This window comes from Pseudomonas sp. NEEL19 (assembly GCF_028751975.1).
Classification (GTDB): Bacteria; Pseudomonadota; Gammaproteobacteria; order Pseudomonadales; family Pseudomonadaceae; genus Aquipseudomonas; species Aquipseudomonas juntendi.
The window spans coordinates 4829502-4856093 of sequence record NZ_CP081491.1 but is presented as its reverse complement, the minus strand read 5'-3'; the positions used below and the strand labels follow the sequence as shown (position 1 = coordinate 4856093).

At 63.7% G+C, this 26592-nt stretch carries 24 protein-coding genes and 1 riboswitch; of the genes, 14 read left to right on the top strand and 10 right to left on the bottom strand.

Annotation, left to right across the window (positions count from 1 at the left end; all coding sequences use genetic code 11):
- Positions 1-68: 68 nt before the first annotated feature.
- Together metF and ahcY are read right to left on the bottom strand one after the other, a co-directional pair.
- Positions 69-914: a methylenetetrahydrofolate reductase [NAD(P)H] gene (gene metF, locus K4A76_RS21595; protein WP_009682835.1), complete on the bottom strand. Its 846-nt coding sequence runs from the start codon at positions 912-914 to the stop codon at positions 69-71.
- Between the two features lie 171 nt (positions 915-1085).
- A complete protein-coding gene (gene ahcY, locus K4A76_RS21590; protein ID WP_029887594.1) occupies positions 1086-2495 on the bottom strand; it encodes an adenosylhomocysteinase in 1410 nt (469 codons plus the stop codon).
- A 20-nt stretch (positions 2496-2515) separates the two neighbouring features.
- Positions 2516-2612: riboswitch (S-adenosyl-L-homocysteine riboswitch) on the bottom strand.
- 178 nt (positions 2613-2790) lie between these two features.
- Between ahcY and K4A76_RS21585 the strand changes: the two genes are divergently transcribed.
- The gene (locus K4A76_RS21585; RefSeq protein WP_009682837.1) at positions 2791-3192 is read left to right on the top strand and encodes an acyl-CoA thioesterase; all 402 of its coding nucleotides are present in this window, start codon (positions 2791-2793) and stop codon (positions 3190-3192) included.
- 32 nt (positions 3193-3224) lie between these two features.
- Here the strand turns inward: K4A76_RS21585 and K4A76_RS21580 are convergent, their stop codons facing one another.
- Positions 3225-4460 carry a cation:proton antiporter gene (locus tag K4A76_RS21580; RefSeq protein ID WP_029886258.1) on the bottom strand — a complete coding sequence of 412 codons (1236 nt, stop codon included), beginning with the start codon at positions 4458-4460 and terminating at the stop codon, positions 3225-3227.
- Positions 4461-4659: 199 nt separating this feature from the next.
- Between K4A76_RS21580 and K4A76_RS21575 the strand changes: the two genes are divergently transcribed.
- On the top strand, positions 4660-5493 hold the full coding sequence (locus tag K4A76_RS21575; protein WP_274411114.1) for an EamA family transporter: 834 nt from the start codon (positions 4660-4662) through the stop codon (positions 5491-5493).
- 28 nt (positions 5494-5521) lie between these two features.
- Positions 5522-5908, top strand: coding sequence for an MAPEG family protein (locus K4A76_RS21570; protein ID WP_009681388.1), 387 nt, complete (start codon positions 5522-5524; stop codon positions 5906-5908).
- A 57-nt stretch (positions 5909-5965) separates the two neighbouring features.
- Here K4A76_RS21570 and mltA read toward each other — a convergent pair whose 3' ends face one another.
- Positions 5966-7117: a murein transglycosylase A gene (mltA, locus tag K4A76_RS21565; protein WP_274411113.1), complete on the bottom strand. Its 1152-nt coding sequence runs from the start codon at positions 7115-7117 to the stop codon at positions 5966-5968.
- A gap of 119 nt (positions 7118-7236) precedes the next feature.
- Between mltA and K4A76_RS21560 the strand changes: the two genes are divergently transcribed.
- Positions 7237-7695, top strand: a complete 459-nt coding sequence (locus K4A76_RS21560; protein ID WP_054912856.1) for a c-type cytochrome — start codon at positions 7237-7239, stop codon at positions 7693-7695.
- A gap of 62 nt (positions 7696-7757) precedes the next feature.
- Here the strand turns inward: K4A76_RS21560 and K4A76_RS21555 are convergent, their stop codons facing one another.
- The 4 genes from K4A76_RS21555 to K4A76_RS21540 all read right to left on the bottom strand — a co-directional run bounded on the left by K4A76_RS21555 (position 7758) and on the right by K4A76_RS21540 (position 12319).
- Positions 7758-8150 carry a DUF1090 domain-containing protein gene (locus K4A76_RS21555; RefSeq protein WP_009681384.1) on the bottom strand — a complete coding sequence of 131 codons (393 nt, stop codon included), beginning with the start codon at positions 8148-8150 and terminating at the stop codon, positions 7758-7760.
- 134 nt (positions 8151-8284) lie between these two features.
- Positions 8285-9973 (bottom strand): NAD-dependent DNA ligase LigB, encoded by a 1689-nt coding sequence (gene ligB / locus K4A76_RS21550; RefSeq protein WP_274411112.1) that lies wholly within the window; start codon positions 9971-9973, stop codon positions 8285-8287.
- Positions 9974-10117: 144 nt separating this feature from the next.
- Complete coding sequence (gene metK, locus K4A76_RS21545; RefSeq protein ID WP_274411111.1) at positions 10118-11308, bottom strand: methionine adenosyltransferase; 1191 nt, start codon at positions 11306-11308, stop codon at positions 10118-10120.
- Positions 11309-11326: 18 nt separating this feature from the next.
- Positions 11327-12319 (bottom strand): ArsR/SmtB family transcription factor, encoded by a 993-nt coding sequence (locus K4A76_RS21540; RefSeq protein WP_009681380.1) that lies wholly within the window; start codon positions 12317-12319, stop codon positions 11327-11329.
- A gap of 250 nt (positions 12320-12569) precedes the next feature.
- Between K4A76_RS21540 and tkt the strand changes: the two genes are divergently transcribed.
- From tkt to K4A76_RS21490, 10 genes are all read left to right on the top strand, one after another.
- Positions 12570-14567, top strand: coding sequence for a transketolase (gene tkt, locus K4A76_RS21535; protein WP_132476302.1), 1998 nt, complete (start codon positions 12570-12572; stop codon positions 14565-14567).
- A gap of 179 nt (positions 14568-14746) precedes the next feature.
- A complete protein-coding gene (epd, locus tag K4A76_RS21530; protein WP_144189438.1) occupies positions 14747-15808 on the top strand; it encodes an erythrose-4-phosphate dehydrogenase in 1062 nt (353 codons plus the stop codon).
- A gap of 12 nt (positions 15809-15820) precedes the next feature.
- Positions 15821-16984, top strand: a complete 1164-nt coding sequence (locus K4A76_RS21525) for a phosphoglycerate kinase (protein ID WP_009681377.1) — start codon at positions 15821-15823, stop codon at positions 16982-16984.
- Positions 16984-17235, top strand: coding sequence for a hypothetical protein (locus K4A76_RS21520; protein WP_047149951.1), 252 nt, complete (start codon positions 16984-16986; stop codon positions 17233-17235). Before K4A76_RS21525 ends, K4A76_RS21520 begins: the two co-directional genes overlap by 1 nt.
- Positions 17236-17393: 158 nt before the next feature.
- Positions 17394-17723, top strand: a complete 330-nt coding sequence (locus tag K4A76_RS21515; RefSeq protein ID WP_009681374.1) for an MliC family protein — start codon at positions 17394-17396, stop codon at positions 17721-17723.
- Between the two features lie 100 nt (positions 17724-17823).
- Complete coding sequence (fba, locus tag K4A76_RS21510; RefSeq protein WP_009681373.1) at positions 17824-18888, top strand: class II fructose-bisphosphate aldolase; 1065 nt, start codon at positions 17824-17826, stop codon at positions 18886-18888.
- Between the two features lie 248 nt (positions 18889-19136).
- A complete protein-coding gene (locus K4A76_RS21505) occupies positions 19137-21257 on the top strand; it encodes a putative bifunctional diguanylate cyclase/phosphodiesterase (RefSeq protein ID WP_182389482.1) in 2121 nt (706 codons plus the stop codon).
- A 39-nt stretch (positions 21258-21296) separates the two neighbouring features.
- Positions 21297-21797, top strand: a complete 501-nt coding sequence (locus K4A76_RS21500; RefSeq protein ID WP_009681371.1) for a M48 metallopeptidase family protein — start codon at positions 21297-21299, stop codon at positions 21795-21797.
- A 12-nt stretch (positions 21798-21809) separates the two neighbouring features.
- Entirely contained in the window at positions 21810-22106 is a 297-nt protein-coding gene (locus K4A76_RS21495) for a winged helix-turn-helix domain-containing protein (protein ID WP_110677484.1), read from the top strand.
- Between the two features lie 104 nt (positions 22107-22210).
- Complete coding sequence (locus tag K4A76_RS21490) at positions 22211-22948, top strand: substrate-binding periplasmic protein (RefSeq protein ID WP_274411110.1); 738 nt, start codon at positions 22211-22213, stop codon at positions 22946-22948.
- 49 nt (positions 22949-22997) lie between these two features.
- Here the strand turns inward: K4A76_RS21490 and yccS are convergent, their stop codons facing one another.
- Together yccS and K4A76_RS21480 are read right to left on the bottom strand one after the other, a co-directional pair.
- Positions 22998-25181, bottom strand: a complete 2184-nt coding sequence (yccS, locus tag K4A76_RS21485; protein ID WP_029886249.1) for a YccS family putative transporter — start codon at positions 25179-25181, stop codon at positions 22998-23000.
- Positions 25182-25392: 211 nt separating this feature from the next.
- Entirely contained in the window at positions 25393-26574 is a 1182-nt protein-coding gene (locus K4A76_RS21480) for an NAD(P)/FAD-dependent oxidoreductase (RefSeq protein WP_274411109.1), read from the bottom strand.
- Positions 26575-26592 lie beyond the last annotated feature (18 nt).

Below are 26592 nucleotides of genomic sequence, written 5' to 3'. Positions count from 1 at the left end.
AAAAGAACAAGGCCTTAGTCTATGACCAAAGCCTTAATCATTTCTTAAGCAGACATTGCCAAAAAGTTTCAGCGCGGGAGCTTGAGGTTGTTCCACAGCGCCAGGCTCGCCTCGGCCTGGTTCAGGGTGTAGAAGTGCAGGCCCGGTGCGCCGCCTTGCAGCAGTTGTTCGCACATGCGGGTGATGACTTCTTCGCCGAAGGCCTGGATGCTTGCGGTGTCATCACCGTAGGCTTCCAGCTGCTTGCGGATCCAGCGCGGAATCTCGGCGCCACAGGCATCGGAGAAGCGTGCCAGTTTGCTGTAGTTGGTGATTGGCATGATGCCCGGCACCACCGGGATATCCACCCCCAGCTTCTGCGCGCGCTCGACAAAGTAGAAGTAGCTGTCGGCGTTGAAGAAGTACTGGGTGATGGCGCTGTCGGCACCGGCCTTGACCTTGTGTACGAAGTTGCCCAGGTCGGCCTCGAAGTTGCGCGCCTGTGGGTGCATTTCGGGGTAGGCAGCCACTTCCAGGTGGAAGTGATCGCCGGTTTCCGTGCGGATGAACTCGACCAGGTCGCTGGCGTAGCGCAGTTCGCCGGAGGCCATGCCCATGCCCGACGGCAGGTCGCCGCGCAAGGCCACGATGCGCTTGATGCCGGCGGCCTTGTACTCGGCCAGCAGGGCGCGCAGTTCAGCCTTGGTGTCGCCCACGCACGACAGGTGCGGGGCGGCCGGTACCTGTACTTCGCTTTCCAGCTGCAGCACGGTGTTCAGCGTACGGTCGCGGGTCGAACCACCGGCACCATAGGTGCAGGAGAAAAAGTCCGGGTTGCAGGCAGCCAGCTGGCGGGCTACACCCATCAGCTTTTCATGACCGGCATCGGTCTTGGTCGGGAAGAACTCGAAACTGTAGCGGCGTTCTTGTGACATCAGGCGTTCCTCTGGCAGCAAGCTGCAAGCGGCGAGCTGCAAGTAAAAGCCAGATCGGTGATGGCCGGTCTGGCTTGGTCATCGTTCAAGGTTCAAGAGGCTGGAGCTACAAGCTGCGGTCTGCTTCTGCTTCTGCTTGCAACTTGCTGCTAGCAGCTCCAACCCTGCCGCTTAGTAGCGGTAAGCGTGCGGCTTGAACGGGCCTTCGACGGTAACGCCGATGTAGTCAGCTTGCTGTTTGGTCAGCTGGGTGACCACGCCGCCGAAGCCGCGGACCATTTCCAGGGCCACTTCTTCGTCGAGCTTTTTCGGCAGCACTTCCACGGTCAGGCGCTCGGCCTTCTTCTCGGGCGACAGGTCGGCGAACTTCTGCTCGAACAGGAAGATCTGGGCCAGGACCTGGTTGGCGAACGAACCGTCCATGATGCGGCTTGGGTGGCCGGTGGCGTTGCCCAGGTTTACCAGGCGGCCTTCGGCCAGCAGGATCAGGTAGTCGTCGTTCTGCGGGTCGAAGCTGCCGGCACCGGTGCGGTGGATCTTGTGCACCTGCGGCTTGACCTCTTCCCAGGCCCAGTTCTTGCGCATGAAGGCCGTGTCGATCTCGTTGTCGAAGTGGCCGATGTTGCACACCACGGCACGCTTCTTCAGGGCCTTGAGCATGTTGGCATCGCAGACATTGACGTTGCCGGTGGTGGTCACGATCAGGTCGATCTTGCCCAGCAGGGCTTTATCGATGCTGGCTTCGCTGCCGTCGTTGATACCGTCGATGAACGGCGATACCACCTCGAAGCCGTCCATGCAGGCCTGCATGGCGCAGATCGGGTCGACTTCGGTGACCTTGACGATCATGCCTTCCTGGCGCAGCGACTGCGCCGAACCCTTGCCCACGTCGCCGTAGCCAATCACCAGCGCCTGCTTGCCCGACAGCAGGTGGTCGGTACCACGCTTGATGGCGTCGTTCAGGCTGTGACGGCAGCCATACTTGTTGTCGTTCTTGCTCTTGGTGACCGAGTCGTTGACGTTGATTGCCGGGACTTTCAGCTCGCCCTTGGCCAGCATGTCCAGCAGGCGGTGCACGCCAGTGGTGGTTTCTTCGGTCACGCCGTGCACGCGGTCCAGTACCTGCGGGTACTTCTTGTGCAGCAGTTCGGTCAGGTCGCCACCGTCGTCGAGGATCATGTTGGCGTCCCATGGCTGGCCATCCTTGAGGATGGTCTGCTCCAGGCACCACTCGTACTCTTCTTCGGTTTCACCTTTCCAGGCGAACACCGGGATACCGGCAGCGGCGATGGAGGCGGCGGCCTGGTCCTGGGTGGAGAAGATGTTGCAGGACGACCACCGCACTTCGGCACCCAGGGCTACCAGGGTTTCGATCAGCACGGCGGTCTGGATGGTCATGTGGATGCAGCCCAGGATCTTCGCGCCCTTGAGCGGTTGCTCGGCCAGGTACTTGCGACGCAGGCCCATCAGCGCAGGCATTTCCGATTCGGCGATGATGGTTTCGCGACGGCCCCAAGCGGCCAGGGAGATGTCGGCGACTTTGAAATCGGTAAAACCAGCAGGCATGTTTGCAGCGCTCATGAGAGCCTCCATTCGTAGTGTGCGAATGGGCGCCGTTGTGCGTTAAGCGCCCGCGAGAGCGAGCAACGCCCCATCCGAGCCTGACAGGCCTAGCCTGCTGCAGCGCCCCTCGGACAGGTGGCGGGCATGGCACCGCTGTGGGCAACCATGTGAAGCGGCGCAGATTATAGCTGTGCCTGCCGGGTTGCCCAAGGTTTTCTGTCGATTAATCGCGACGATAGTCGATGTGCAATGGAGCGATCGCAGCTGCTCTGCCATCATGGGCACACGTTAGCCAAGCAGGTCAGGAGTACTGATGAACTTTCACACCCGCAAGTGGGTTAAACCCGAAGACCTCAACCCCAATGGCACCCTGTTCGGTGGCAGCCTGTTGCGCTGGATCGACGAAGAGGCGGCGATCTACGCCATCGTGCAGCTGGGCAACCAGCGCGTGGTGACCAAGTACATGTCGGAAATCAATTTCGTCAGTGCCTCGCGCCAGGGCGACATCATCGAGCTGGGCATCACCGCGACGGAGTTCGGCCGCACCTCGATCACCCTCAAATGCGAGGTACGCAACAAGATCACCCGCAAGAGCATCCTGACCGTCGACAAGATGGTCTTCGTCAACCTGGGTGAAGACGGCTTGCCGGCGGCCCATGGGCGAACCGCGATCAAGTATGTGCAGGACCAGTTCCCGGATTCTGCCGTCGAGTGATCGTACGGGGCCGCAGAGCGGCCCCGGCATTCTCAAGGCTGGGCGCTGACCTTACGCACCACCCGGCCGATGCTCAAGCCCTGCACCAGGATCGACGACAGCACCACGATGTAGGTAATCGACAGCAGCAGGTCGCGCTCATCGCCCAAGGGCAGCGACAACGCCAGGGCCACCGAGACCCCGCCACGCAAGCCCCCCCAGGTCAGTACCCGCACTGTGCCTTTGGGCACCGGCCGCCAGCGCCGCAACAGCACGATGGCTGGGGCCACGGTCAGCAACCGCGACAGCAGTACCGCCAGCGCCAGCACGCCGCCAGCGGCCAGGTGCATCCAGTTGAACGGCAGCAGCAACAGCTCAAGGCCGATCAGGGCGAACAGCAGCGCATTGAGCATGTCATCGATCAGCTCCCAGAAACCGTCCATGTAGCGGCGGGTCATGTCGTTCATGGCCAGGTTGCGCCCCAGGTTGCCGATGATCAGGCCCGCCACCACCATGGCGATCGGCGCCGACACGTGCAGCTCGTAGCACATCGCCGAGCCGCCGATCACCAGTGCCAGGGTCAGCATGACCTCGACCTGGTACTGCTCCACGCTCTTGATCATGCGGTAGGTGGCGTAGCCGATCAGGCCGCCGAAGAGCACACCGCCAATGGCCTCGCGGGCGAACAGCACCGCCGTGTCGCTGATGCTTGGGGTTTCGCCCAGCTGGATGATGCCCAGCAACACGGTGAACACCACCACGGCGGTACCGTCGTTGAACAACGACTCGCCGACGATGGTGGTCTTCAAGGGTTTCGGCGCATTGGCGGTACGCAGCGCACCGAGCACGGCAATCGGGTCGGTCGGTGAAATCAGTGCACCGAACAGCAGGCAGTAGATCAGCGGAACCTGCCAGCCGAACATGGCAAAGACCCAATGCGACAGGTAGCCGATGACCACGGTGGCAATCAGCACGCCCACGGTCGCCAGAAGCCCAATCGGCCAGCGGTAGCTGCGCAGGTCGGTGAGGTTGACGTGCAGGGCGCCGGCAAACAGCAGAAATGCCAGCATCCAGTGCATCAGCAGGTCATTGAAGTCGATCTGGTTCATCAGGCCTTCGACGCGCTCTTCCAGGCCAGGGAAGCCGATCAGGCTCAGGCCTTGCAGCATCAGGGAAAACAACAGCGCCGTGACCATCACGCCGATGGCGGGCGGCAGGCCGATGAAACGGTAGTTCACATAGGTGAGGAGGGTGGTCAGGCAGATAAACGCGGCAACTAATTCAAGCATCCCGAATCCTGTAACAGTGGCTTCCAAGTCGTAACCCGAATGGCTCGGGCAGTTCTTTGATGACCTGGCGAGGGGTTCGGGACACAGCCTTTGACCGAATTCGTTGCGAACGTTCCCATTCTGGGGCCGGCGATTGGCCGCACAATGGCCCGCGAACGCTCTATATTCACAGCCACGAAAGCCATAAGGAAAACAAGACGTGCTGGCAACATCCTTGGTGCTGGTCGCAGCGCTGCTGCACGCGACCTGGAACACCCTGATCAAATTCAGCGGCGAGCGGCTGCTGGTCATTGCCAGCATGGACACCGTGGCCTTGGCCTTCGCCGTGCTGGCGCTGCCGTTCGTGCAACTGCCACCGGCCAGTATCTGGCCGTGGCTGCTGGCTTCGGCGCTGGCCGAGCAGCTGTACCGCTACCTGCTGATCCAGGCCTACCGGGTGGGTGACCTGGGCCTGGTCTACCCTCTGATGCGCGGGTTGTCGCCGCTGGTGGTGCTGGGCTTGACGCTTGCGTTTGCCGGGGAGTCGCTGAGCCAGCAGCAGATCATCGGGATCCTGCTGATTCCGTGCGGCATGGCCTGCCTGCTGTGGCAGGGCGGCGGCGGTGAGCGGCTGCCCTGGGCGATGCTACCGGTGGTGGCCCTGATCGGCCTGTGCATCGGGTGCTACACCTGGTTCGACGGGCAGGCCGTGCGCCTGTGGGGCAAGCCGTGGGATTACCTGGTGTGGCTGACCCTGCTCAGTGCCTGGCCATTCCCGCTACTGGCCAGCGTGGCGCGGCGTGCGCCCTTCGTAGCGTTCTGGCGCAGCCAGTGGCGCCTGGGACTGGCGGTAGGGTTCTGTGTGCTGTTCAGCTATGCGCTGGTGCTGTGGGCCATGCACCTGGGCTCTGTGGCCGAGGCTGCGGCATTGCGGGAATTGAGCGTGGTGCTGGTGGTGTTACTGGGGATGCGCTACCTCAAAGAACCTTTTGGCGGCCCAAGACTCCTAGCTTGCGGGCTGGTGCTGGCCGGCATGCTGGTAATGAAGCTCTGACCTGAAGACTGAACAAGGAGTCCTGCCTATGACCGTCGCTTTGTGGTGCATCCTGATCGCGCTGTTCCTGCCGCCGCTGTGTGCCTTGATCGCCAAGGTCAGCAGTGGCCGCTTTGGCATGCGGGACAACCATGACCCGCGTGCCTTCCTCGATACGCTGTCCGGGCTGCCACGCCGCGCGCATGCTGCGCAGCAGAACAGCTACGAGGCATTTCCGGCGTTCGCCGCAGCCGTGCTGGTGGCAGACATTGTCGGCAATGCCGAGCAGGTGACCCAGGATGTGCTGGGGGTGATGTACATCACCAGCCGGCTGCTCTACATCATTTGCTACCTGGCCGACTGGGCTGCCTTGCGCTCGCTGGTATGGCTGGCCGGGCTGGCGATCATCGTGGCGTTCTTCGTGGTTTCCATCTGAAGGCCTGCGTGGGCCCTGTGGCGCGGCTGAAGCCGCCCTCGCAGGGCCCGCGCAACGTCAAGGAACCTTGGGCACCTCTGGCAGCGGCTGGCCCTTGGGCCAGAGCATCCAGATCTGCCCTTGCTGCTTCATGTTCCCCGCCAACTCGCCGGCCTCGGGCCCTGTGCCCCAGAACAGGTCGGCACGCACTTCGCCAGCAATGGCGCCGCCCGTGTCCTGGGCGCCAACCGGGCGCACCACCGGCGAGCCGTCGGGGCGCGTGGTGGACAACCACAACAGGCTACCCAGGGGAATCACCTTGCGGTCGATGGCCACGCTGTAGCCTGCGGTCAAGGGTACGTTCAGCGAACCGCGCGGCCCCTCGTTGCTGTCCGGGCGGGTGCTGAAGAACACGTAGCTTGGGTTGCTGGCAAGCAGCTCCGCGACGCGCTGGGGGTTCGCCTGGGCCCAGGCATGGATGGCTCCCATGCTCACCTCGTCCTTTTTCAACTCTCCCTGCTCGACCAGCCAGCGACCGATCGGCCGGTAGGGGTGGCCGTTCTGATCGGCATAGCCCAGGCGCAGCTGGCGGCCATCCTCCAGCTGGATCCGGCCTGAGCCCTGGATCTGCAGGAACTGCAGGTCCATCGGGTCGCTCAGCCAGGCCAGCACGGGCGCTTTCACGCCGTCACGGTTGATCACCTCGGCGGTGTCGTAAGGCTTGAGCACCCGACCCTCGAGGCGGCCACGCAAGCGCTTGCCCTTGAGTTCGGGGTACACGCTGGCCAGGTCGACGACGATCATGTCCTCGGGCACGCCGTAAACCGCCACATGGTTGGTTTTCGATGGGCTCAGGCTGCCGGGGTAGACCGGTTCGTAGTAGCCGGTGATCAGGCCGTTGGCGTTGTTCTCGGCCGAGCGCAGGCCGTAGACCTCCAGGTTCTGCTCCAGGAAGGTGCGCACCTGCGCGGCACTGGCCTGGGCGCTACCCGCCGCTTCGCAGGTCGCGGCCCAGACCGGGTCGCGCTTGAGTTTTTCGCAACCGCTGCGCCAGGCGTAGAACCCGGCCAGCAAGTCTTCGTCACTGACTGCGGGCAGGTCTTTCCAGGTGGCGGGGGCGTAGGTGGCTACCGCATGCGGCTCGGGCTTGGCGCTCTCGCCGCCATTGCAGCCAGCCAGCAGGGCCAGTACCGGGAATGTCCAGGCCAGGTGGCGCAGGGCAGATTTCATGTGTGCATTCCTGTGGTGGGTGAACATGAAGATTCGCCCCTGTTTTTTATGTGGCTATTGGTGTTTGGCTGCGGGGCAGCGATACTGACCGCCCCTTTTCGCAGGCCGAAGTGAGCGTCATGTTGAAGCGATTGACCGTTGTAGTGCTGGCAGCAGTGGCCTTGGGTGCAGCCTTGAGTGGTTGCGAGCGGGTTGACCCCAACTCGCCGCTGGGCAAGCGCAAGGTCATCTTCAAGGACATGCTCAAGACCAGCGAAGACCTGGGCGGCATGTTGCGTGGCCGGTTGCCGTTCGACGGGGTGAAGTTTGCCGGCGGTGCACTGCAACTGGACAACCTTTCGCACCAGCCGTGGCAGCACTTCCCGCAGGTACGCGATGGCGGTGACAGCAGTGCCCGTGCCGCAGTGTGGGAGCGCCAGGCGCGCTTCCATGAGCTGGCCCGGCAGCTGGAAGGCGTGACCGGCGAACTGGTCGATGTGACCCGCACGCAGCCGCTGGACCCTGCGCAACTGAAAGCGCCGATGGACAAGGTCGAGGCGGCCTGCAAGGCCTGCCATAGCGAGTTCCGCAATCATTAAGGGCTGTGCTGTTTGCACAAACCTGAGGCTCCCACAAAGACCGCACTTGCAAGTCAGATACCTCAGCGGTCGAGATCGTCTACTGCTTCCTGCAGCTCTTTGCGCGACTCGGCGAGTTTGTCCTTGCGCTTGTTGATCTTCTCGGCGTCGCCCTTTTTCTCGGCCTTCTTCAGGTCTTTTTCGCGCTGCGCCACTTCATGACGGGCGTCGAGCACCTTTTGCTCGCGTTCCTTGCGCAGGCTTGCGTCGGTGCAGTTGTCGACCCCGCGCAGCGCTGCTTCCAGGCCTGCGACCTGGTCGCTGTTGCCGTGGTCACGGGCAATCTTCAGCTGGTTCTCGATGGCGCTGCGCTTGGCGGCGCAGCCAGTCAGGCCGGCATCCGGCTGGGCAGCCTGGGCGGTGCCTGCGGCCGCCGCAATGGTCGCGAGCAGGAAAAGGGTGGAAATACGTTTCATGAAAAGCCTCCTGGACGGGGCGGGGCAGCAAAAAATTAGGGTGAAATCCTGCCTTGGTTTTGTCCTTTTAGAAACCCTTGCCGGGTATTTCCGCTTGAATCTCAGGAATTTCCTACAGGCTAATTGGTAAAAAATCATTGCTTAGGGCGCTCAAAGCCTTCGACACCGTGCTCGCCCAGCTGCGTTGCTATGGCTCGAACCTCGGCGGCTGCAAAAAAATCCACCAGTTGTCGTGCGCGCTTTTCGCCAATGCCGGGTAGTGCCTGCCAAGTGTCAGCCGTGCGGGCCGCCAGTGCTTGCCAGTCGCCAGTAATCTGCATGCCATTGGGTAGGGGAGCGCCCAGCCCCCGCAGCCACTGGTCAAGCGACCGGGTGCGAGCATCGTCGAAACTGCTGCGCAACTGGGCTGCCGTTCGCTCACTGATTCCTGCAACCTCGCTCAGGCGTGTGGCATCCAGTTGCAGCCAGTCAGTGAGCGAGGTTGCCAGCCCGGCTGCGACCAGCCGGCGCCAGGTGCCCGGCCCGGTGCGCGGCAGGGCCAGGCCGTGCTTGCCGCTCAGCCACGCCAGGCGGGCAATGAACTGTTCTTCACAGCCCACGCTGGCCTGCCAGCAACTGTGGGCGTGATACTGGCCGGCTGCCGGTGCCGCTACCGGCACCCGCTCGACAGCGCGGTGTACCACCTGCTCCAGGCGCGGAATGGTCAGCCCGGCCAGGCTCACCGCCACCTGGTCCCCAGGGCGAACGTCCAGGCTGTGCCAGCGCGCCAGCGAACCCATGCTCACTTGCGTGACCCGTCGGTTGTCGAGGGTTACCGGCAGCAGGTGCAGCACGGGCGTGACCCGCCCGGTACGACCGACCCGAAAGCGCACGTCGCGAACCTCGGCCAATGCTTGCATGTACGGGTACTTCCAGGCGGCGAGCCAGTACGGTGCCTTGGCCTGCCACCGTTCAGCGGGTGGCCGGCTACCCTGGCGCAGCACCACACCATCGCTGGCGAAGGGCAGGGCAGCGTGGTACCAGCGTTCACGCCATTGGGCCGCCTCATCCAGCGTATTGATGGCAACGCTGTAGCGCTGGCTGTCGGCAAAGCCCAGCTGTGCCAGCTGCGCGAGGCGTTCGGCCTGTTGCTCGGGGCCTTGCGGCCAGTCCCAGACGAACAGGCCCACCGCCTCGCCTTGTTCGCTGCTCAGGCGCTTGCGGGCGAGTAACCCGGCCACGGTATCGCGCGCCTTGGCGCCGCCCGCCTGGGCCTGAACATGCGCGTTCAAGCGCAGGTACAGCTCACCCTGCAACTGCAGGTCCATGGCCTGCGGCAGCTGGCGGGTGATACTACCCAGCTGGGGGATGTGGCGGCTCCAGTCGTGCCCTTGGGCGCCGTTGCCCCGGCTGATCAGCTGCACCAGGCGGCCCTCTCGGTAAATGAGCGACACCGCCACGCCATCGACCTTGGGCTGGACCCAGACATCGGCCTTGCCGGCCAGCCAGCGCTGCACGGCGTGGCGGTCGTGCAGCTTGTCGATGCCCGTGTGGGGAATGGGGTGGGGTACCGGGCCGCCCGCGTTGGCCAGGGGCGCAGGGCCACCGGCCAGGCCGAAGCACTGCTGCAACTGCGCGAGGCGTTGGCGGCTCTGGTCATAAAGCTCATCAGGTACCAAGGCAATGCCTTGGCGATGGTAGTGGTCGTCCCAGCTGCCAAGGGTTTTCCGCAGTTGGGCAACCTCGCTGGCGACTTGCTGGGGGTTCCAGCCGGGGCATGAACTGGCGTGCGCCAGTGGCGCGGCGAGCACCCCCAGCAGGGTGATGAACAGCATGAACGGCATGGCCTGCATCCTTGCATGGCGGGTTGGCCCCTCAGCGTAGGCAAGCTGGCAGGCATTGCCGGTAAGCGATTGTGAGTCGATATGTCATGAAAAAGCCCCTGCCGATCGCTCGGCAGGGGCTTTCGTCCGGCGCTGCAGGAAAACTTACAGGCCAGCAGCGTCACGCAGCGACTGGGCGCGGTCGGTACGCTCCCAGGTGAAGGTGGTGAAGGTGTCGTCGCCGACAGTCTTCTGCTGCGGGGTACGGCCGAAGTGGCCGTAGGCAGCGGTTTCCTGGTACATCGGGTGCAGCAGGTCGAGCATGGTGGTGATCGCGTACGGGCGCAGGTCGAAGCACTCGCGCACCAGCTGGATGATCTTCTCGTCGGAGACCTTGCCGGTACCGAAGGTGTTGATCGAGATGGAGGTCGGCAGGGCCACGCCAATGGCGTACGACACCTGGATCTCGCAACGCTCGGCCAGGCCGGCGGCGACGATGTTCTTGGCCACGTAGCGGCCGGCGTAGGCGGCGGAGCGGTCGACCTTGGACGGGTCCTTGCCTGAGAACGCACCACCACCGTGACGCGCCATGCCGCCGTAGGAGTCGACGATGATCTTGCGGCCGGTCAGGCCGCAGTCGCCCACCGGGCCACCGATGATGAAGTTGCCGGTCGGGTTGATGTGGTACTGGGTACCTTTGTGCAGCAGTTCGGCAGGCAGGGTGTGCTTGACGATCAGCTCCATCACCGCTTCTTGCAGGTCTTTCTGCGAAACCTCAGGGTTGTGCTGGGTCGACAGTACCACTGCGTCGATGCCTACGACCTTGCCGTTTTCATAGCGGCAGGTGACCTGCGACTTGGCATCCGGGCGCAGCCATGGCAGCAGGCCGGACTTGCGTGCTTCGGCCTGGCGCTCGACCAGGCGGTGCGAGAAGCAGATAGGCGCCGGCATCAGCACTTCGGTTTCGTTGCTGGCATAACCGAACATCAGGCCCTGGTCGCCGGCGCCCTGGTCTTCCGGCTTGGAGCGGTCGACGCCCTGGGCGATGTCTACCGACTGCTTGCCGATGATGTTCATCACGGCGCAGGTGGCGCCGTCGAAGCCGACGTCGGAGCTGTTGTAGCCGATATCGATGATGACTTTGCGCACCAGGTCTTCCAGGTCGACCCAGGCCGAGGTGGTGACCTCACCGGCGATGATGGCGACACCGGTCTTGACCAGTGTTTCACACGCTACGCGGGCGTATTTGTCCTGGGCGATGATGGCATCGAGGACTGCGTCCGAAATCTGGTCGGCGATCTTGTCCGGATGCCCTTCGGACACGGACTCGGAGGTGAAAAGGGAGTATTCGCTCATCTCGAAGGTTCCTGAAATTTACCGATGGTGTATGTCGCCAGCCGTGCGCTGGAAGTGCCGGACCTGGATCTGGAAGCCGTTGCGCAAGCCCACGTACAGGCTGTCCGCATGGGCCAGCCCGGCCGCGTTGGCCCAGCGGGCCAGGTCGTCCTGTTCAAAGCCAAGCCACAGGTCGCCGCAGGCTTCGCGGGCCCACCCCTGGTCATGGCTGCACAACTCGGTGACCAGCAGGCTGCCGCCTGCCTTCACCCGTTTGGCCAGCTGGCGCAAGGCCAGGGCCGGGTCGCTGAAATGGTGCAGTACCATGTTCAGCACAACGCAGTCGGCGGCCACATCCGTGGCACCCAGTGCATCGGCCAACTGCAGGGTCACATTGTCGAGCCCCTCGCGCTGGCACACCTGGCGCGCCAGTTCGAGCATGGTCGCGCTGTTGTCCAGCGCAGTGACGTGGGCAAAGCGCCGGGCCAGGTCGGGCAGAAAACCACCGTCGCCGGGGCCGACTTCCAGAGCACTGGCCGCCGGGTCGAAATGCAGCTTGTCGAGCAGCGCCAGCAGGCTCTCGCGGTACTGCGGCAGGCCGGCGATCAGGTCTTGCTGGGCGCGGAACTTTTCTTCCACGCGCAGGAAGAAGTCCTGGCTGGTGACCGCGCGGCGTTGCTGGACCTGCGCGATGCGCGCCTGCACATCGGCCGGCAGGGCCAGGGCATCCACCTCTTCCAGCAGCGCCGCGTGCAGCCGGCCACCCAGGCGGAGGCTGTCGGGCAGGGCGCGGCGGTAGAAGATGGCATTGCCTTCACGGCGGGTGGCGACCAGCTCTGCCTGGGCCAGCACCTTGAGGTGGTGGCTCATGCCCGACTGCCCGATGCCGAAGATCTGGGCCAGCTCCAGTACACCGAACGAGTCGTTGGCCAGGGCTCTCAGCACGTTCAGGCGCAAGGCGTCGCCACTGGCCTTGCACAGGGCGGCCAATGTTTCGCATTGCTCGGGGATCGATTGCACACGGAGGTTCATGGGCGGGCAGTCTAGTCAGGCATTGGTGCCCTAGCAAGGCCAATATCAAAAAGTTTTGATATTGGCGATGAGTTGCAGCCTTCAAACTGCACGCTACAGGCTCCAGAGCAGTCCGGCTCGGCCCCTGCTTCTTTCTTGAAGCTTAAAGCTGGCCGCTTGGCGCTTAAATGTTTGCCCCAAGCCCCCCAGTGGGCGAAAATGGTCGTCTTTTTCGTGACACCACCTCTACAAGCCCCCCAGGAGACCAGCGATGCCCAGCCGTCGTGAACGTGCCAACGCCATTCGCGCCCTCAGCATGGATGCCGTGCAAAAGGCTAATAGCGGCCACCCAGGTGCCCCCATGGGCATGGCGGATATCGCCGAAGTACTGTGGCGTGACTACCTGAAACACAACCCGAGCAACCCGCACTTCGCCGACCGCGACCGCTTCGTGCTGTCCAATGGCCACGGCTCGATGCTGATCTACTCGCTGCTGCACCTGACCGGCTACGACCTGTCGATCGACGACCTCAAGGCCTTCCGTCAGTTGCACAGCCGCACCCCGGGCCACCCGGAATACGGCTACACCCCGGGCGTGGAGACCACCACCGGCCCGCTCGGCCAGGGTATCGCCAACGCCGTGGGCTTCGCCCTGGCAGAAAAAGTGCTGGCTGCCCAGTTCAACCGTGACGGCCACACCATCGTCGACCACAACACTTATGTGTTCCTGGGCGACGGCTGCATGATGGAAGGCATCTCCCACGAAGTCGCCTCGCTGGCCGGCACCCTGGGCCTGAACAAGCTGGTCGCCTTCTACGACGACAACGGCATCTCCATCGACGGCGAAGTGCACGGCTGGTTCACCGACAACACCCCGGCGCGCTTCGAAGCCTACAACTGGCAGGTGATCCGCAATGTCGACGGCCATGACGCCGACGAGATCAAGACCGCCATCGATACCGCCCGCAAGAGCGATCGCCCGACCCTGATCTGCTGCAAGACCACCATTGGTTTCGGTTCGCCGAACAAGCAGGGCAAGGAAGACTGCCACGGCGCACCGCTGGGCAACGACGAAATCGCCCTGACCCGCCAGGCCCTGAACTGGAACTACGGCCCGTTCGAAATCCCGGCCGACATCTATGCCGAGTGGGATGCCAAGGCTGCCGGTGCCCAGGTCGAAGCCGAGTGGAACCAGCGCTTCGACGCCTACGCCAAGGCTTACCCGGAGCTGGCTGCCGAGTTCAAGCGCCGTACCCGCGGCGAACTGCCGGCCGACTTCAGTGCCAAGGCCCAGGCCTACATCGAAGAAGTGGCTGCCAAGGGTGAAACCATCGCCAGCCGCAAGGCCAGCCAGAACGCCCTGAACGCCTTCGGCCCGCTGCTGCCCGAGTTCCTCGGCGGTTCGGCCGACCTGGCCGGCTCCAACCTGACCCTGTGGAAGGGCTGCAAGGGCGTCGAAGCCAATGACGCCAGCGGCAACTACGTGTTCTATGGCGTACGCGAGTTCGGCATGACCGCCATCATGAACGGTGTTGCCCTGCACGGCGGCCTGGTGCCTTACGGCGCGACCTTCCTGATGTTCATGGAATACGCCCGCAACGCCGTGCGCATGTCGGCGCTGATGAAGCAGCGTGTGATCCATGTGTATACCCACGACTCCATCGGCCTGGGCGAAGACGGCCCTACCCACCAGCCGATCGAGCAGCTGACCAGCCTGCGCAGCACGCCGAACCTGGACACCTGGCGCCCGGCTGACGCCGTTGAATCCGCTGTGTCCTGGAAAAACGCCCTGGAGCGCAAGGACGGCCCTTCGGCGCTGATCTTCTCGCGCCAGAACCTGCAGCACCAGGCGCGCAGCGCGCAGCAGATTGCCGACATCAGCCGTGGTGGCTATGTGCTCAAGGACTGTGCAGGCGAGCCTGAGCTGATCCTGATCGCCACCGGTTCGGAAGTGGGCCTGGCGGTTCAGGCCTTCGACAAGCTGACCGAGCAGGGCCGCAAGGTGCGCGTGGTTTCCATGCCGTGCACCAGCGTGTTCGATGCCCAGGATGCTGCCTACAAGCAGTCCGTGCTGCCGCTGGAAGTGGGCGCGCGCATCGCCATCGAAGCCGCCCACGCCGACTTCTGGTACAAGTACGTCGGCCTGGAAGGCCGCGTGATCGGCATGACCACCTACGGTGAGTCGGCGCCGGCTTCGGCCCTGTTCGAGGAGTTCGGCTTCACCCTGGAGAACATCCTCGGTACTGCCGAAGAGCTGCTGGAAGACTGATGTAACCCGGGAGGGCAGTGACGCCCTCCAGGTCGTGCAAGGGGAGGGCTCTGCCCTCCATCGCGACACAAGGCCGCTCCTACAGGGTACTGCGCATGCCGCACCCTGTGGGAGCGGCCTTGCGTCGCGATGGGCCGCCACGCGGCCCCAACCGCCATCATGCGTTAGCGAGCCAACGAATGCCCCACCTGCGTCCCTACAAAGTTGCACTCAACGGTTATGGCCGTATCGGCCGCTGTGTCCTGCGCGCGCTGTTCGAGCGGGGGGCAAAGGCCGGTTTCGAGATCGTTGCGCTGAATGACCTGGCCGACCAGGCCAGCCTGGAGTACCTGACTCGCTTCGACTCCACCCATGGCCGCTTCCCTGGCCAGGTGAAGGTCGACGGCGACTGTCTGCATATCAATGGCGACTGCGTGAAAGTCATGCGCAGCGCCACCCCCGAAGGCATCGATTGGGCTGCCCTGGGTATCGATCTGGTGCTGGAGTGCTCCGGTGCCTACAACACCCGCGCCGACGGCCAGCGTTTCCTCGATGCCGGTGCCCCGCGCGTGCTGTTCTCCCAGCCCATGGCCAGCGAGGCCGATGTCGATGCCACTGTGGTCTATGGCATCAACCAGGCTTGCCTGACCGGCCAGGAGCGGCTGGTTTCCAATGCCTCCTGCACCACCAACTGCGGCGTGCCCCTGTTGCGTGTGCTGGACCAGGCGTTCGGCATCGAGTACGTGCAGATCACCACCATCCACTCGGCGATGAACGACCAGCCGGTGATCGACGCCTATCACCACGAAGACTTGCGCCGCACCCGTTCGGCCTTCCAGTCGGTGATACCGGTGTCCACTGGTCTGGCGCGCGGTATCGAGCGCCTGCTTCCGGAACTTGCCGGGCGAATCCAGGCCAAAGCGGTACGCGTGCCGACCGTCAACGTGTCTTGCCTGGACATCACCCTGCAGACCGCCCGCGACACCAGTGCCGCCGAGGTCAACCGGGTGCTGCGCGAGGCCGCGCTGGACGGCCCGCTGAAAGGCTTGCTGGCCTACACCGAGCTGCCGCATGCCAGCTGTGATTTCAACCATGACCCGCATTCGGCGATCGTCGATGCCAGCCAGACGCGTGTTGCCGGGCCCCGCCTGGTCAACCTGCTGGCCTGGTTCGATAACGAATGGGGGTTCGCCAACCGTATGCTCGACGTTGCCGAACACTATCTGCACGTCGTTCACCCAACCCGCAATAAACAGCCCTGAAGGACTGCATTCATGACCGTGTTGAAGATGACCGACCTCGACCTGCAAGGTAAGCGCGTACTGATCCGCGAAGACCTCAACGTGCCTGTGAAGGACGGTGTGGTAACCAGCGACGCGCGCATCCTGGCAGCGCTGCCGACCATCAAGCTGGCCCTGGAGAAGGGCGCGGCGGTAATGGTCTGCTCGCACCTGGGCCGCCCGACCGAAGGCGAGTTCTCTGCCGAAAACAGCCTCAAGCCGGTTGCCGAGTATCTGAGCAAGGCCCTGGGCCGCGAGGTGCCGCTGGTTGCCGACTACCTGGGCGGCGTCGCGGTGCAGGCCGGTGAGCTGGTGCTGTTCGAGAACGTGCGCTTCAACAAGGGCGAGAAGAAGAACGCCGACGAGCTGGCCCAGCAGTACGCTGCGCTGTGCGACGTGTTTGTCATGGACGCGTTCGGCACCGCGCACCGCGCCGAGGGCTCGACCCACGGTGTGGCCAAGTTCGCCAAGGTTGCAGCTGCAGGCCCCCTGCTGGCTGCCGAGCTGGATGCCCTGGGCAAAGCCCTGAAGGCGCCGGCCAAGCCGATGGCGGCCATCGTCGCCGGCTCCAAGGTTTCCACCAAGCTGGACGTGCTGAACAGCCTGAGCGCGGTCTGCGACCAGCTGATCGTCGGTGGTGGCATTGCCAATACCTTCCTGGCCGCTGCCGGCCACCCTGTCGGCAAGTCGCTGTACGAGCCGGACCTGGTCGACACGGCCAAGGCCATCGCTGCCAAGGTCAATGTGCCGCTGCCGGTTGACGTGGTGGTCGCAAAGGCGTTCGCCGAAGATGCCGAAGCCACCGTCAAGGCCATCGCGGATGTTGCTGCCGACGACATGATCCTGGACATCGGCCCGCAAACCGCAGCCCAGTTCGCCGAGTTGCTGAAGTCGTCGAAGACCATCCTGTGGAACGGCCCGGTCGGCGTGTTCGAGTTCGACCAGTTCGGCAAGGGTACCCAGGTGCTGGCCAAGGCCATCGCCGACAGCGACGCGTTCTCCATCGCCGGTGGCGGTGACACCCTGGCGGCCATCGACAAATATGGCGTTAGCAAGGAAATCTCCTACATTTCTACCGGTGGCGGCGCGTTCCTCGAGTTCGTCGAGGGCAAGGTCCTGCCAGCCGTGGCAATCCTGGAAGAGCGGGCCAAGGCCTGATGACTTCGGCGCCTGGCAAAGGGAGTGGCCTGATGGTCAAGCAATTGCCTGTGATGCTGCTGGCGGGTCTGCTGAGCGCATGCTCCGGCAGCCCGGCTTCGCCTGACGACCCGGCGCAGCCGCCCAAGGGCGGCTGCTACCAGTCCGAGTGGCAGGCCGAGACCGTGCCGGTGATCAGCAAGCGTGTGGGCCCGGAAGGCCTGGAAAAGTACGACGAAGACCACCAGCGCAAGGCGCCGGGTTGCCCTTGATCGGGTAACAGGCAACCTGAAGGCTGATTTGTGGTCTTGGAAAGGAGCCGCCGTGCGCCCTTCGCGGGCTTGCCCGCTCCCACAGGTACCGCGCTTGACCTGTGGGAGCGGGCAAGCCCGCGAAGGGCTGCAAAGCAGCCCCAAATCGAGGAAACTGAATGAAAGCGCTTTTGGCCGTGACGGTCCTGGCGACACTGGCAGGCTGCTCATTGCTGCAGCCGGCGCAACCCGCCCCGGCAGACAACTGGACCCGCTGGGTCTGCGACACCCAGGCCGAGGTGCTGTGGCGCTTCGCCGATGCCCAGCGTGACCAGGTCGATGTGCGCCTGGGCGGTGGTGACCAGGTTTACCGGCTCAAGGCCGAACCAGGTGCCTCGGGCGCGCTGTACAGCGATGGCATGCTGGCCTTCCACACCAAGGGCGAAGAAGGCCTGGTGTACTGGGTGGCAACCAACGATCTGATTGGGCGGGGCTGCAAGGCACCGTGACTGGCCGGGCCGCAATGGCGGCCCACACTACTTGAACAGCAACCGCCCCTGCGGCAGGCTTGCACGAAACATACGACGCTTGTCGGGAGAGAGATACACAATGGCACTCATTAGCATGCGCCAGATGCTGGACCACGCCGCCGAGTTCGGTTACGGCGTACCAGCTTTCAACGTCAACAACCTCGAGCAGATGCGCGCCATCATGGAAGCGGCCGACAAGACCGACTCCCCCGTGATCGTGCAGGCCTCGGCCGGCGCCCGTAAATACGCCGGCGCCCCGTTCCTGCGCCACCTGATCCTGGCTGCCATCGAAGAATTCCCGCACATTCCGGTGTGCATGCACCAGGACCATGGCACCAGCCCTGATGTCTGCCAGCGCTCGATCCAGCTGGGCTTCAGCTCGGTCATGATGGACGGCTCGCTGGGCGAAGACGGCAAGACCCCGACCGACTACGAATACAACGTGCGTGTCACCCAGCAGACCGTGGCCATGGCGCACGCCTGTGGCGTTTCGGTAGAAGGCGAGCTGGGCTGCCTGGGTTCGCTGGAAACCGGCATGGCCGGTGAAGAAGACGGTATCGGTGCCGAAGGTGTTCTGGACCACAGCCAGATGCTGACCGACCCGGAAGAAGCCGCTGATTTCGTCAAGAAGACCCAGGTCGATGCATTGGCCATCGCCATTGGTACCAGCCACGGTGCCTACAAGTTCACCAAGCCGCCAACCGGTGACATCCTGGCCATCGAGCGTATCAAGGAAATCCACAAGCGCATCCCCAATACCCACCTGGTGATGCACGGCTCCTCGTCGGTACCGCAGGAGTGGTTGGCGATCATCAACCAGTACGGTGGCGAGATCAAGGAAACCTACGGCGTACCGGTTGAAGAAATCGTTGAAGGCATCAAGTACGGCGTGCGCAAGGTCAACATCGACACCGACCTGCGCCTGGCTTCCACCGGTGCCATGCGCCGCCACATGGCCATGCACCCGAGCGAGTTCGACCCTCGCAAGTTCTTCGCTGAAACCGTGAAGGCCATGCGTGATGTGTGCATCGCCCGTTACGAAGCGTTTGGCACTGCAGGCAATGCCTCGAAGATCAAGCCGATCTCCCTGGAAGGCATGTTCCAGCGCTATGCCAAAGGCGAGCTGGCGGCCAAGGTCAACTGATCGAACCGTTGAGCGTTATAGAAAGACCCGCAGAAATGCGGGTTTTTTTTGCTTGGCATTCAGGCCTTGGGAGCGGTTTGGCGGCCCCCGGCATCAGGCTCACAGTCATATTGCACAGCTACCGTTAGTCGACTAATTTCTTCGTCCATGGCTTATTGCCATGCCTTGCATTGCGTCTTTCGTAGCCACGGCTAGAGTTAAGCTCGGAGCCAATAGCAAGTCGTAGTTGGACATACAAGAGAAGCAGCATGGATGGCGCTTACCCTCAGCCACTGGATGGCAGTTCGGTTCTTCTGGTGGTAGACGATTACCCCGAAAACCTCATCAGCATGCGGGCTTTGCTGGCCCGGCAAGATTGGCAGGTGTTGACAGCCGGTTCGGGGATGGAAGCCCTCAGCACCTTGCTGGAACATGATGTCGACCTGGTCCTGCTGGACGTGCAAATGCCGGAGATGGACGGCTTTGAAGTTGCCCGGCTGATGCGCGGCAGCCAACGTACGCGGCTGACACCCATCATTTTCCTGACCGCCAACGAACAGTCCGAAGCGGCCGTGCTCAAAGGCTACGCCAGCGGCGCCGTGGACTACATGTTCAAACCGTTCGACCCCAAGGTTCTCAAGCCCAAGGTCCAGGCCTTGCTCGACCAGCAGCGCAACCGGCGCATGCTACAGCGCCTGACCCGGGAGCTGGAAGCCGCCAGGGCGTTCAATGGGTCAATTCTGGAGAACGCCGCCGAAGGCATTCTGGTGGTGGACGCACAGGGCGTGATCAGCTTTGCCAACCCGGCCATTTCCCGCTTGCTGGCGGCCCCCGTGCAGCACATTCAGGGCGCCCAACTGCTCGACCTGGTGCAGCTTCCCGCTGCCTGCCCATGGCTTGAATCGGAGTTCTACCGCGCTTACCTGGGGCAAGAAATCTACCGCGTGCACGACGCGCAACTGCGCACGCTGGCCGGCGAGCTTGTTCCGGTGGCATTGTCGTGCGCGCCGTTGCCAGCCGACCAGCAGGCCATGGTGGTGACCGTGCTGGACATGTCGGCAGTGCGCAACCTGCACCAGCAACTGGAGTACCAGGCCGTTACCGACCCGCTGACCGGCCTGCTGAACCGCCGCGGTTTCTACCAGGCGGCCGAGGGCGCTCTGTTGCGCAACGAGCGCTCGGACAAGGCCCAGGCGCTGATGTACATGGACCTGGACGGCTTCAAGCGCATCAACGACACCCTTGGCCATGACGCCGGTGACCGGGTGCTGCGCTGGGTCGCCGAGCAACTCAAGGACTGCCTGGGCAGCGAGGCCTTGCTGGCGCGCATGGGCGGCGATGAATTCACCGCGCTGTTCGACAGCCTGCCTTACCCGGAGCAGGCTGGGCGTTATGCCGAGCGGCTGCTGGAGCGGGTGTCCATCCGCCATGAAGTGGACGGCCTGGATGTGTGCCTTGGGGTGAGCATTGGTATTGCCACCTATCCGGAATGCGGTGCCAATGTCGAAGGCCTGCTGCGCGCAGCCGATGCGGCGATGTATGCCGCCAAGCAGGCCGGGCGCCAGCAGTACCGCTTTTACGACCAGGAACTCAACGGGCGGGCGCGTTCGCGGCTGATGCTCGAAGACAGCGTGCGCACCGCCATCGAGCAACAGGACTTCACCCTGGTGTACCAGCCGCAGGTCAGCTTCATCGATGGCCACCTGCGGGGCTTCGAGGCCTTGTTGCGCTGGCAGCACCCGAGCGTCGGCGATGTGCCGCCAGGCCTGTTCATTCCTCTGCTCGAGGAAGCCCGGCTGATCAACCGGCTGGCCAGCTGGATCTACCGCCAGGGCGCGGCCCAACGCCATGCCTGGTACCAGCACTTTCCCGCAGACCTGGTGTTGGGCATCAGCCTGAGCCGTGCGCAGTTCGTCATGCCCGGGCTGGTCGAAGAACTGCAGCGGGTGGTCCAGTTTTACCAGTTGGACCCGGCGCAACTGGAGGTCGAGGTTGCAGAGACCTCGCTGATGTACAACATCGATGCGGCGGTGAAACAGATCCATCGCCTGCGCGAGCTGGGCGTACGGGTGGCGCTGGATGACTTTGGCGCCGGCGACTGTTCACTGCGCATGCTGCGGGACCTGCCGATCGATACCCTGAAGCTGGATCGCCACCTGGTGGCACGCTTGCCTGATACGGCAGTGGATACCGCCTTGGTGCGCAGTGTCATCAGCTTGTGCGCCGACTACGGCATCACGGTCATTGCCGAGGGTGTGGAGACTCCGGCCCAGGCAGCCTGGCTCAAGGCCAATGGTTGCGAGTATGTGCAGGGGTTCCTGGTGGCCCACCCCATGACCGCCTCGGACGCTACCCGCTTCCCGGTGATTTTCTCCTGGCCAGCGCCATGATTGGCTAGAATCGGCATTCGTTACGCCGAATGCACTGCCATGACCGTATTACGTTACCTGCAAGCCTACCCGCCGCACCTGCAAGAGCAGGTGCGCAAGATGATCGACAGCGACCGCCTGGGCGAGTACCTGCAGCGCCGCTACCCCGGGCGCCATGATGTGCAAAGCGACAAGGCGCTGTACGGCTATGCCCAGGAGCTGCGCCAGCAGTACCTGCGCAGTGCGCCGGGCCTGGACAAGGTGTTGTTCGATAGCCGGCTCGACCTGACCCACCGCGCGCTCGGCCTGAACACCGCGGTGTCGCGGGTGCAGGGCGGCAAGCTCAAGGCCAAAAAGGAAATCCGTATCGCCTCGCTGTTCAAGGAGGCCGCACCGCAATTCTTGCGCATGATCGTGGTGCATGAGCTGGCGCACTTGCGCGAGCGCGACCACAACAAGGCGTTCTACCAGCTCTGCCAGCACATGGAGCCCGATTATCACCAACTGGAATTCGACCTGCGCGTCTACCTGACCTACCGGGAACTGCCGGGCAACCTCTGAGGAACATGCAGCATGGACGTGAGCAAGACCAAAAGCAGCTTCTACCGGCGCCTGTACGTAGCCTGGCTGATCGACAGCCGCACCGCGACCAGCGTGCCGGCCCTGGTGGAAGCCACCGGTATGCCGCGGCGCACCGCCCAGGACACCATCGCCGCGCTGGCCGACCTGGACATCGTTTGCGAGTTCGAGCAACAGGAAGGCGCGCGCAACCACGCCGGGCATTACCGTATTCGTGACTGGGGCGCGGTCGACAAACAGTGGATCAGCCAGCATCTGCGGCAGATCCGCGACGTGCTGGGTTACCCTTGAGGCCAAAAATAGAGGCAAAATGACACTATTGGCCGCTGCCCCCGGCAGTGCGTTTGTGTAATCTCACCCGCAGTGTGTGCCCTCCATGGCAAAAGGACAAAAGCATGCGGCCACTGCTTTGTGCGCTGGGAGTACTGGCAATCTTGCTGGCAACACCTGCCCTGGGCCAGGGCAAGCTGCGCCTGGTGGCGGACAAATGGCCCCCGTTCACCGATGTAGACCTGCCGGGCGGTGGCCTGGCGACCAGCATCGTCACCACGGCGCTGGCCCGTGCCGGCTATGCCAGCAGCTATGAGGAGGCGCCCTGGGCGCGGGCGCTGCAGGGCGTTGCGCAAGGGCGCTACGACGTGTTGATCGATGCCTGGTACAACGAGGCGCGTGCCAGTATCGGGCAGTTCTCCACGCCATACCTGACCAACCGTATCCGCTTGCTGCAGCGAAAAGGCCAGGCGATACGCTACCGGCAACAGTCGGACCTTTACCCCTACACCATCGCTGTCGTGCGTGATTACGCCTATTCCCCTGGGTTCGACGGCGATCCGCGCCTGCACAAGGTGGCGGTGCGCACCTTTTCCTCGGCACTGCGCATGGTCGCAGCAGGGCGTGTAGACCTGGCGGTGGAAGACGAGTACGTTGCCCGCTACAACCTGCAGCGTGAACCGCAGCAGGTGCGTGACGGGGTGGTGCTGGTTGAGCCGCCGCTGGGGGAGAACACCCTGCATATCATGGTCAGCCTGAAGCACCCGGAGCGTGCGCGGATTGTCGAGCGGTTCGAGCAGGCGATCGCAGCGATGAAGGCCGATGGCAGCTATGCCCGGCTGCTGCGCCAGCATGGCTTTTGAGCTTGGGTGGCGTTACCGGCCTCTTCGTGGGTAAAGGCCGGGTCAGGCCTCAGCCCGGGTTGCCTTCCTTGATCAGGTGCGCGGCCAAGGTCCGCAATGGCCCCAACTGCCGGCAGATCAGCGCCAGTTGTGTCTGCACCAGCCGTTGATGTTCATCCAGCTCATCCGGCATCTGCTCCAGGGCGTTGGCCAGCGCTTCTTCGGCATCGCTGTGAATGGCCACGGGCAGCCGCGCTGCCAGGCCGTTGGCGATTTCGTCCAGGCTGCTGGCCAGGCTTTGCCCGGCACCTTCGATCAACTGTTCCTGGGCCTGGGCCGGCAATGCCGTATCGCGGTGCGCGCCCAGCCCCGAGAGGTAGCTGAGCAGGGTGTGCGACAGCACTAGGAACCGGAAGCCGACATCGGCCTCCTTACGGAAATGCCCCGGCTCCATCAGCATGTTGGCCAGGGTGGTGGACAGCGCCGCGTCGGCGTTGTGGGCATTGCGCCGGGCCAGGCGGTAGGCCAGGTCGTCGCGCTTGCCGTGGGCATACTGCTGCATGATCTGGCGCAAGTACACGCTGGCACAGGCCAGGGTATTGGCCAGCGCCTTGTTCAGGCGCCGCCCCTGCCAGTCAGGCAGGAACAGGAACACCGCAAGGATGGCAATCAGGCTGCCCACCAGGGTATCGAACAGGCGCGGCAGGAACAGGCCGTAGCCGTCGCCGATCTGGTTGAAGCAGAACAGTACCATCAGCGTGATCGCGGCCGTGGCCAGGGTGTAGCGGGTCGTGCGATTGACGAAGAACACCACCCCGGCAACTACGGCGAACAGCGACTGGATGAGCGGGTTGGGGAACAGGTCGAACAAGGCCCAGCCAACGGTCAGGCCAATGGCCGTGCCGAAAATGCGCTGCACCAGCTTGCGCCGGGTCGCACCGTAGTTGGGCTGGCAGACGAACAGGGTGGTGAGGATGATCCAATAGCCTTGGGTGGGGTGGATCAGGTGCACCATGCCGTAGCCGATCGACAGCGCCAAGGGCAGGCGCAAGGCATGCCGGAACAGCAGCGACGTGGGTGTCAGCTGGGTACGTAGGCGGGTCCACACGTCTTTGAGCGAGCGTGGCGAGCGGTCGAGCAGGCTGCTGTCACTGGCGTCGGCCAGGCTGTCGGGGTTGCTCGCGGCACTGAGCAGGCGGTCGAGCGTGGCCAGGTTGGCGGCCAGGGCCCGCAGCGAGCGCAACAGGCCCCGCCAGGCCGGGTTGTTTTGCAGGCGCAGGTGCTCCAGCGCAGCGTTGAGGTCTTCGAGGGCCTCGGGATAACCGCTGGCCAGCACGAAAGGCTGGCGCAGGCGGATCGAACGGGCCAGCTCCTGGCAGGACGAGCCCTGTTTGCGCAGCAGGCGCTGGCAGCGGAACATCACGTCACTGTGGAAGAACGTTTCGGTCAGGGCGTTGTAGGGGTAATGCGAGGCACTGACCCGCTCGTGGATGTCCTGGGCCAGGAAATACAGCTTCAGGTAGCGGCTGACCTTGGAGTTTGGCTGGCTGTTGCCGACCCGGTGCAGGATGATTTCCTTGGCCGCGTTCAGGGCTGCCACCACCTTGCCATTCTGCTGGGCCAGGGCCAGGCGTGTGGCCTCGACGTCTAGGGTGCGCACCGGCTCGAACAGGCTGGCCTTGAGTTTCAGGTAGCTGCCCAGCTCGAAGAACAGCTTGGCCAGGCTCTGCTGGACCGGCTGGTTGGAGAACAGCGCCTGCCACAATACCGATAACAGCCCGTACCAGGCCGCGCCCGCCACCAGCAGCATGGGCTCGTGCCAGAAATCCGTGACCTGGCCGCCGCGCTGGTCCACGCCGATCATGGTGTACACCGCGGTGATCAGGGTTGCCGAGGCAATGGCCCCGTAGCGCTCGCCCAGTGCGCCGAGCATGGTCAGGCTGAACGCTGCCAGGGCCAGGGCGATGGCGAAGAACCAGGGGTAGGGGAACAGCAGTTCGACCGCCAGCGCAGCAATGGCGAAACACACCAGGGTGACGGCCAGGGCGCTGAGGCGGCCCTGCCAGCTGTCGTCGGTTTCGGCCAGGGCGCTGGCGATGATGCCGAGGAACAGCGGGATCAGCAGGGCCATCTCGTTCTGGTACCAGCACAGGGCCAGGCTGCCGGTGAGGGCGATGGTGACCCGGATGCTATAGCTGAACTTGTCTTGGCCCCACAGGCGACGCAGTGACTGACGGAACGAGCTCGATGACATGTTGGCCTGCTAGGCAGTGATCAGAGGAATACCTTTCAGAACCGGTTACTGGGGCCGCTTTGCGGCCCTTCGCGGGCGCGCCCGCTCCCACAGGTACTGCACAAAACCCCGTGGGAGCGGGCATGCCCGCGAAGGGCCGCAAAGCGGCCCAGATTCCGGCGCTGGGCACGGGCCAGCAAGAAGCGTTCCGTGCTGCTGAATGGATTCTACTCTACACGAACTGCGCTGCGGCGTTGGCCGATGCCCAGGCCCACTGGAAGTTGAAGCCACCCAGGTGGCCGGTGACATCCAGCACTTCCCCAATAAAGTACAGCCCGGGGCTTTTCAGCGACTCCATGGTCTTGGACGACACTTCGCGGGTATCCACGCCGCCCAGGGTCACTTCGGCGGTGCGGTAGCCCTCGGTGCCCGCAGGCACCACCTGCCAGTTGGCCAGCTTCTCGGCAATGTGCGCCAGTTCTGCCGGGGTGTACTGCTTCATGGGCCTGGACTCGAACCACTGCTCGGCCAGCAGGTTGGCCAGCTTGCGGGTGAACACTTCGCCCAGCACGGTCTTCAGTTCGGCATTGGCGCGCTCGGTTTGCATCTGCTGCAGCCAGGTGAGTGCATCGCGGTCGGGCAACAGGTTGATCTCGACAGTGTCACCGGCTTCCCAGAACGACGAGATCTGCAAGATTGCCGGGCCACTCAGGCCACGGTGGGTGAACAGCAGGTTTTCGCGGAAGCTGGTGCCGTTGCAGGTGGCCGTGCAATCAAGCGAAGTGCCGGACAGCTCGCTGCACAATGCCTTGAGTTGTGGCTCGGTGATGGTGAACGGCACCAGCCCGGCGCGGGTCGGCAGCAGGGTGTGGCCAAACTGGCGCGCGACCTGGTAGCCGAACCCGCTGGCGCCCAGGGTCGGGATCGACAGGCCACCGGTGGCGATCACCAGTGACTGGCAGGCGAACTGCCCGCCGCTGGTCTGCAACAGGTAGCCGCTTTCGGTTTTTTCGATCTGTTCGATGCTGGTGTGCATGCGGATTTCGGCACCGGCCTCGTCGCATTCGGCCAGCAGCATGTCGAGGATGTCGCTGGCCTTGTTGTCGCAGAACAACTGGCCGAGCTTCTTCTCGTGGTACGCCACGCCATGCTTGCACACCAGCTCGATGAAGTCCCATTGCGTGTAGCGGGCCAGCGCCGATTTGCAGAAATGGGCGTTGTGCGAGAGGAAGTTGGCCGGTTCGGTGTACATATTGGTGAAGTTGCAGCGCCCGCCGCCAGACATGAGGATCTTCTTGCCTGGCTTGTTGGCGTGGTCGAGCAACAGTACCCGGCGGCCGCGGCGGGCGCTGAGCTGGGCGCACATCAGGCCGGCGGCGCCGGCGCCGAGGATGATCACGTCGGTGGAGTGCACGGTGTTACCTCATGGATA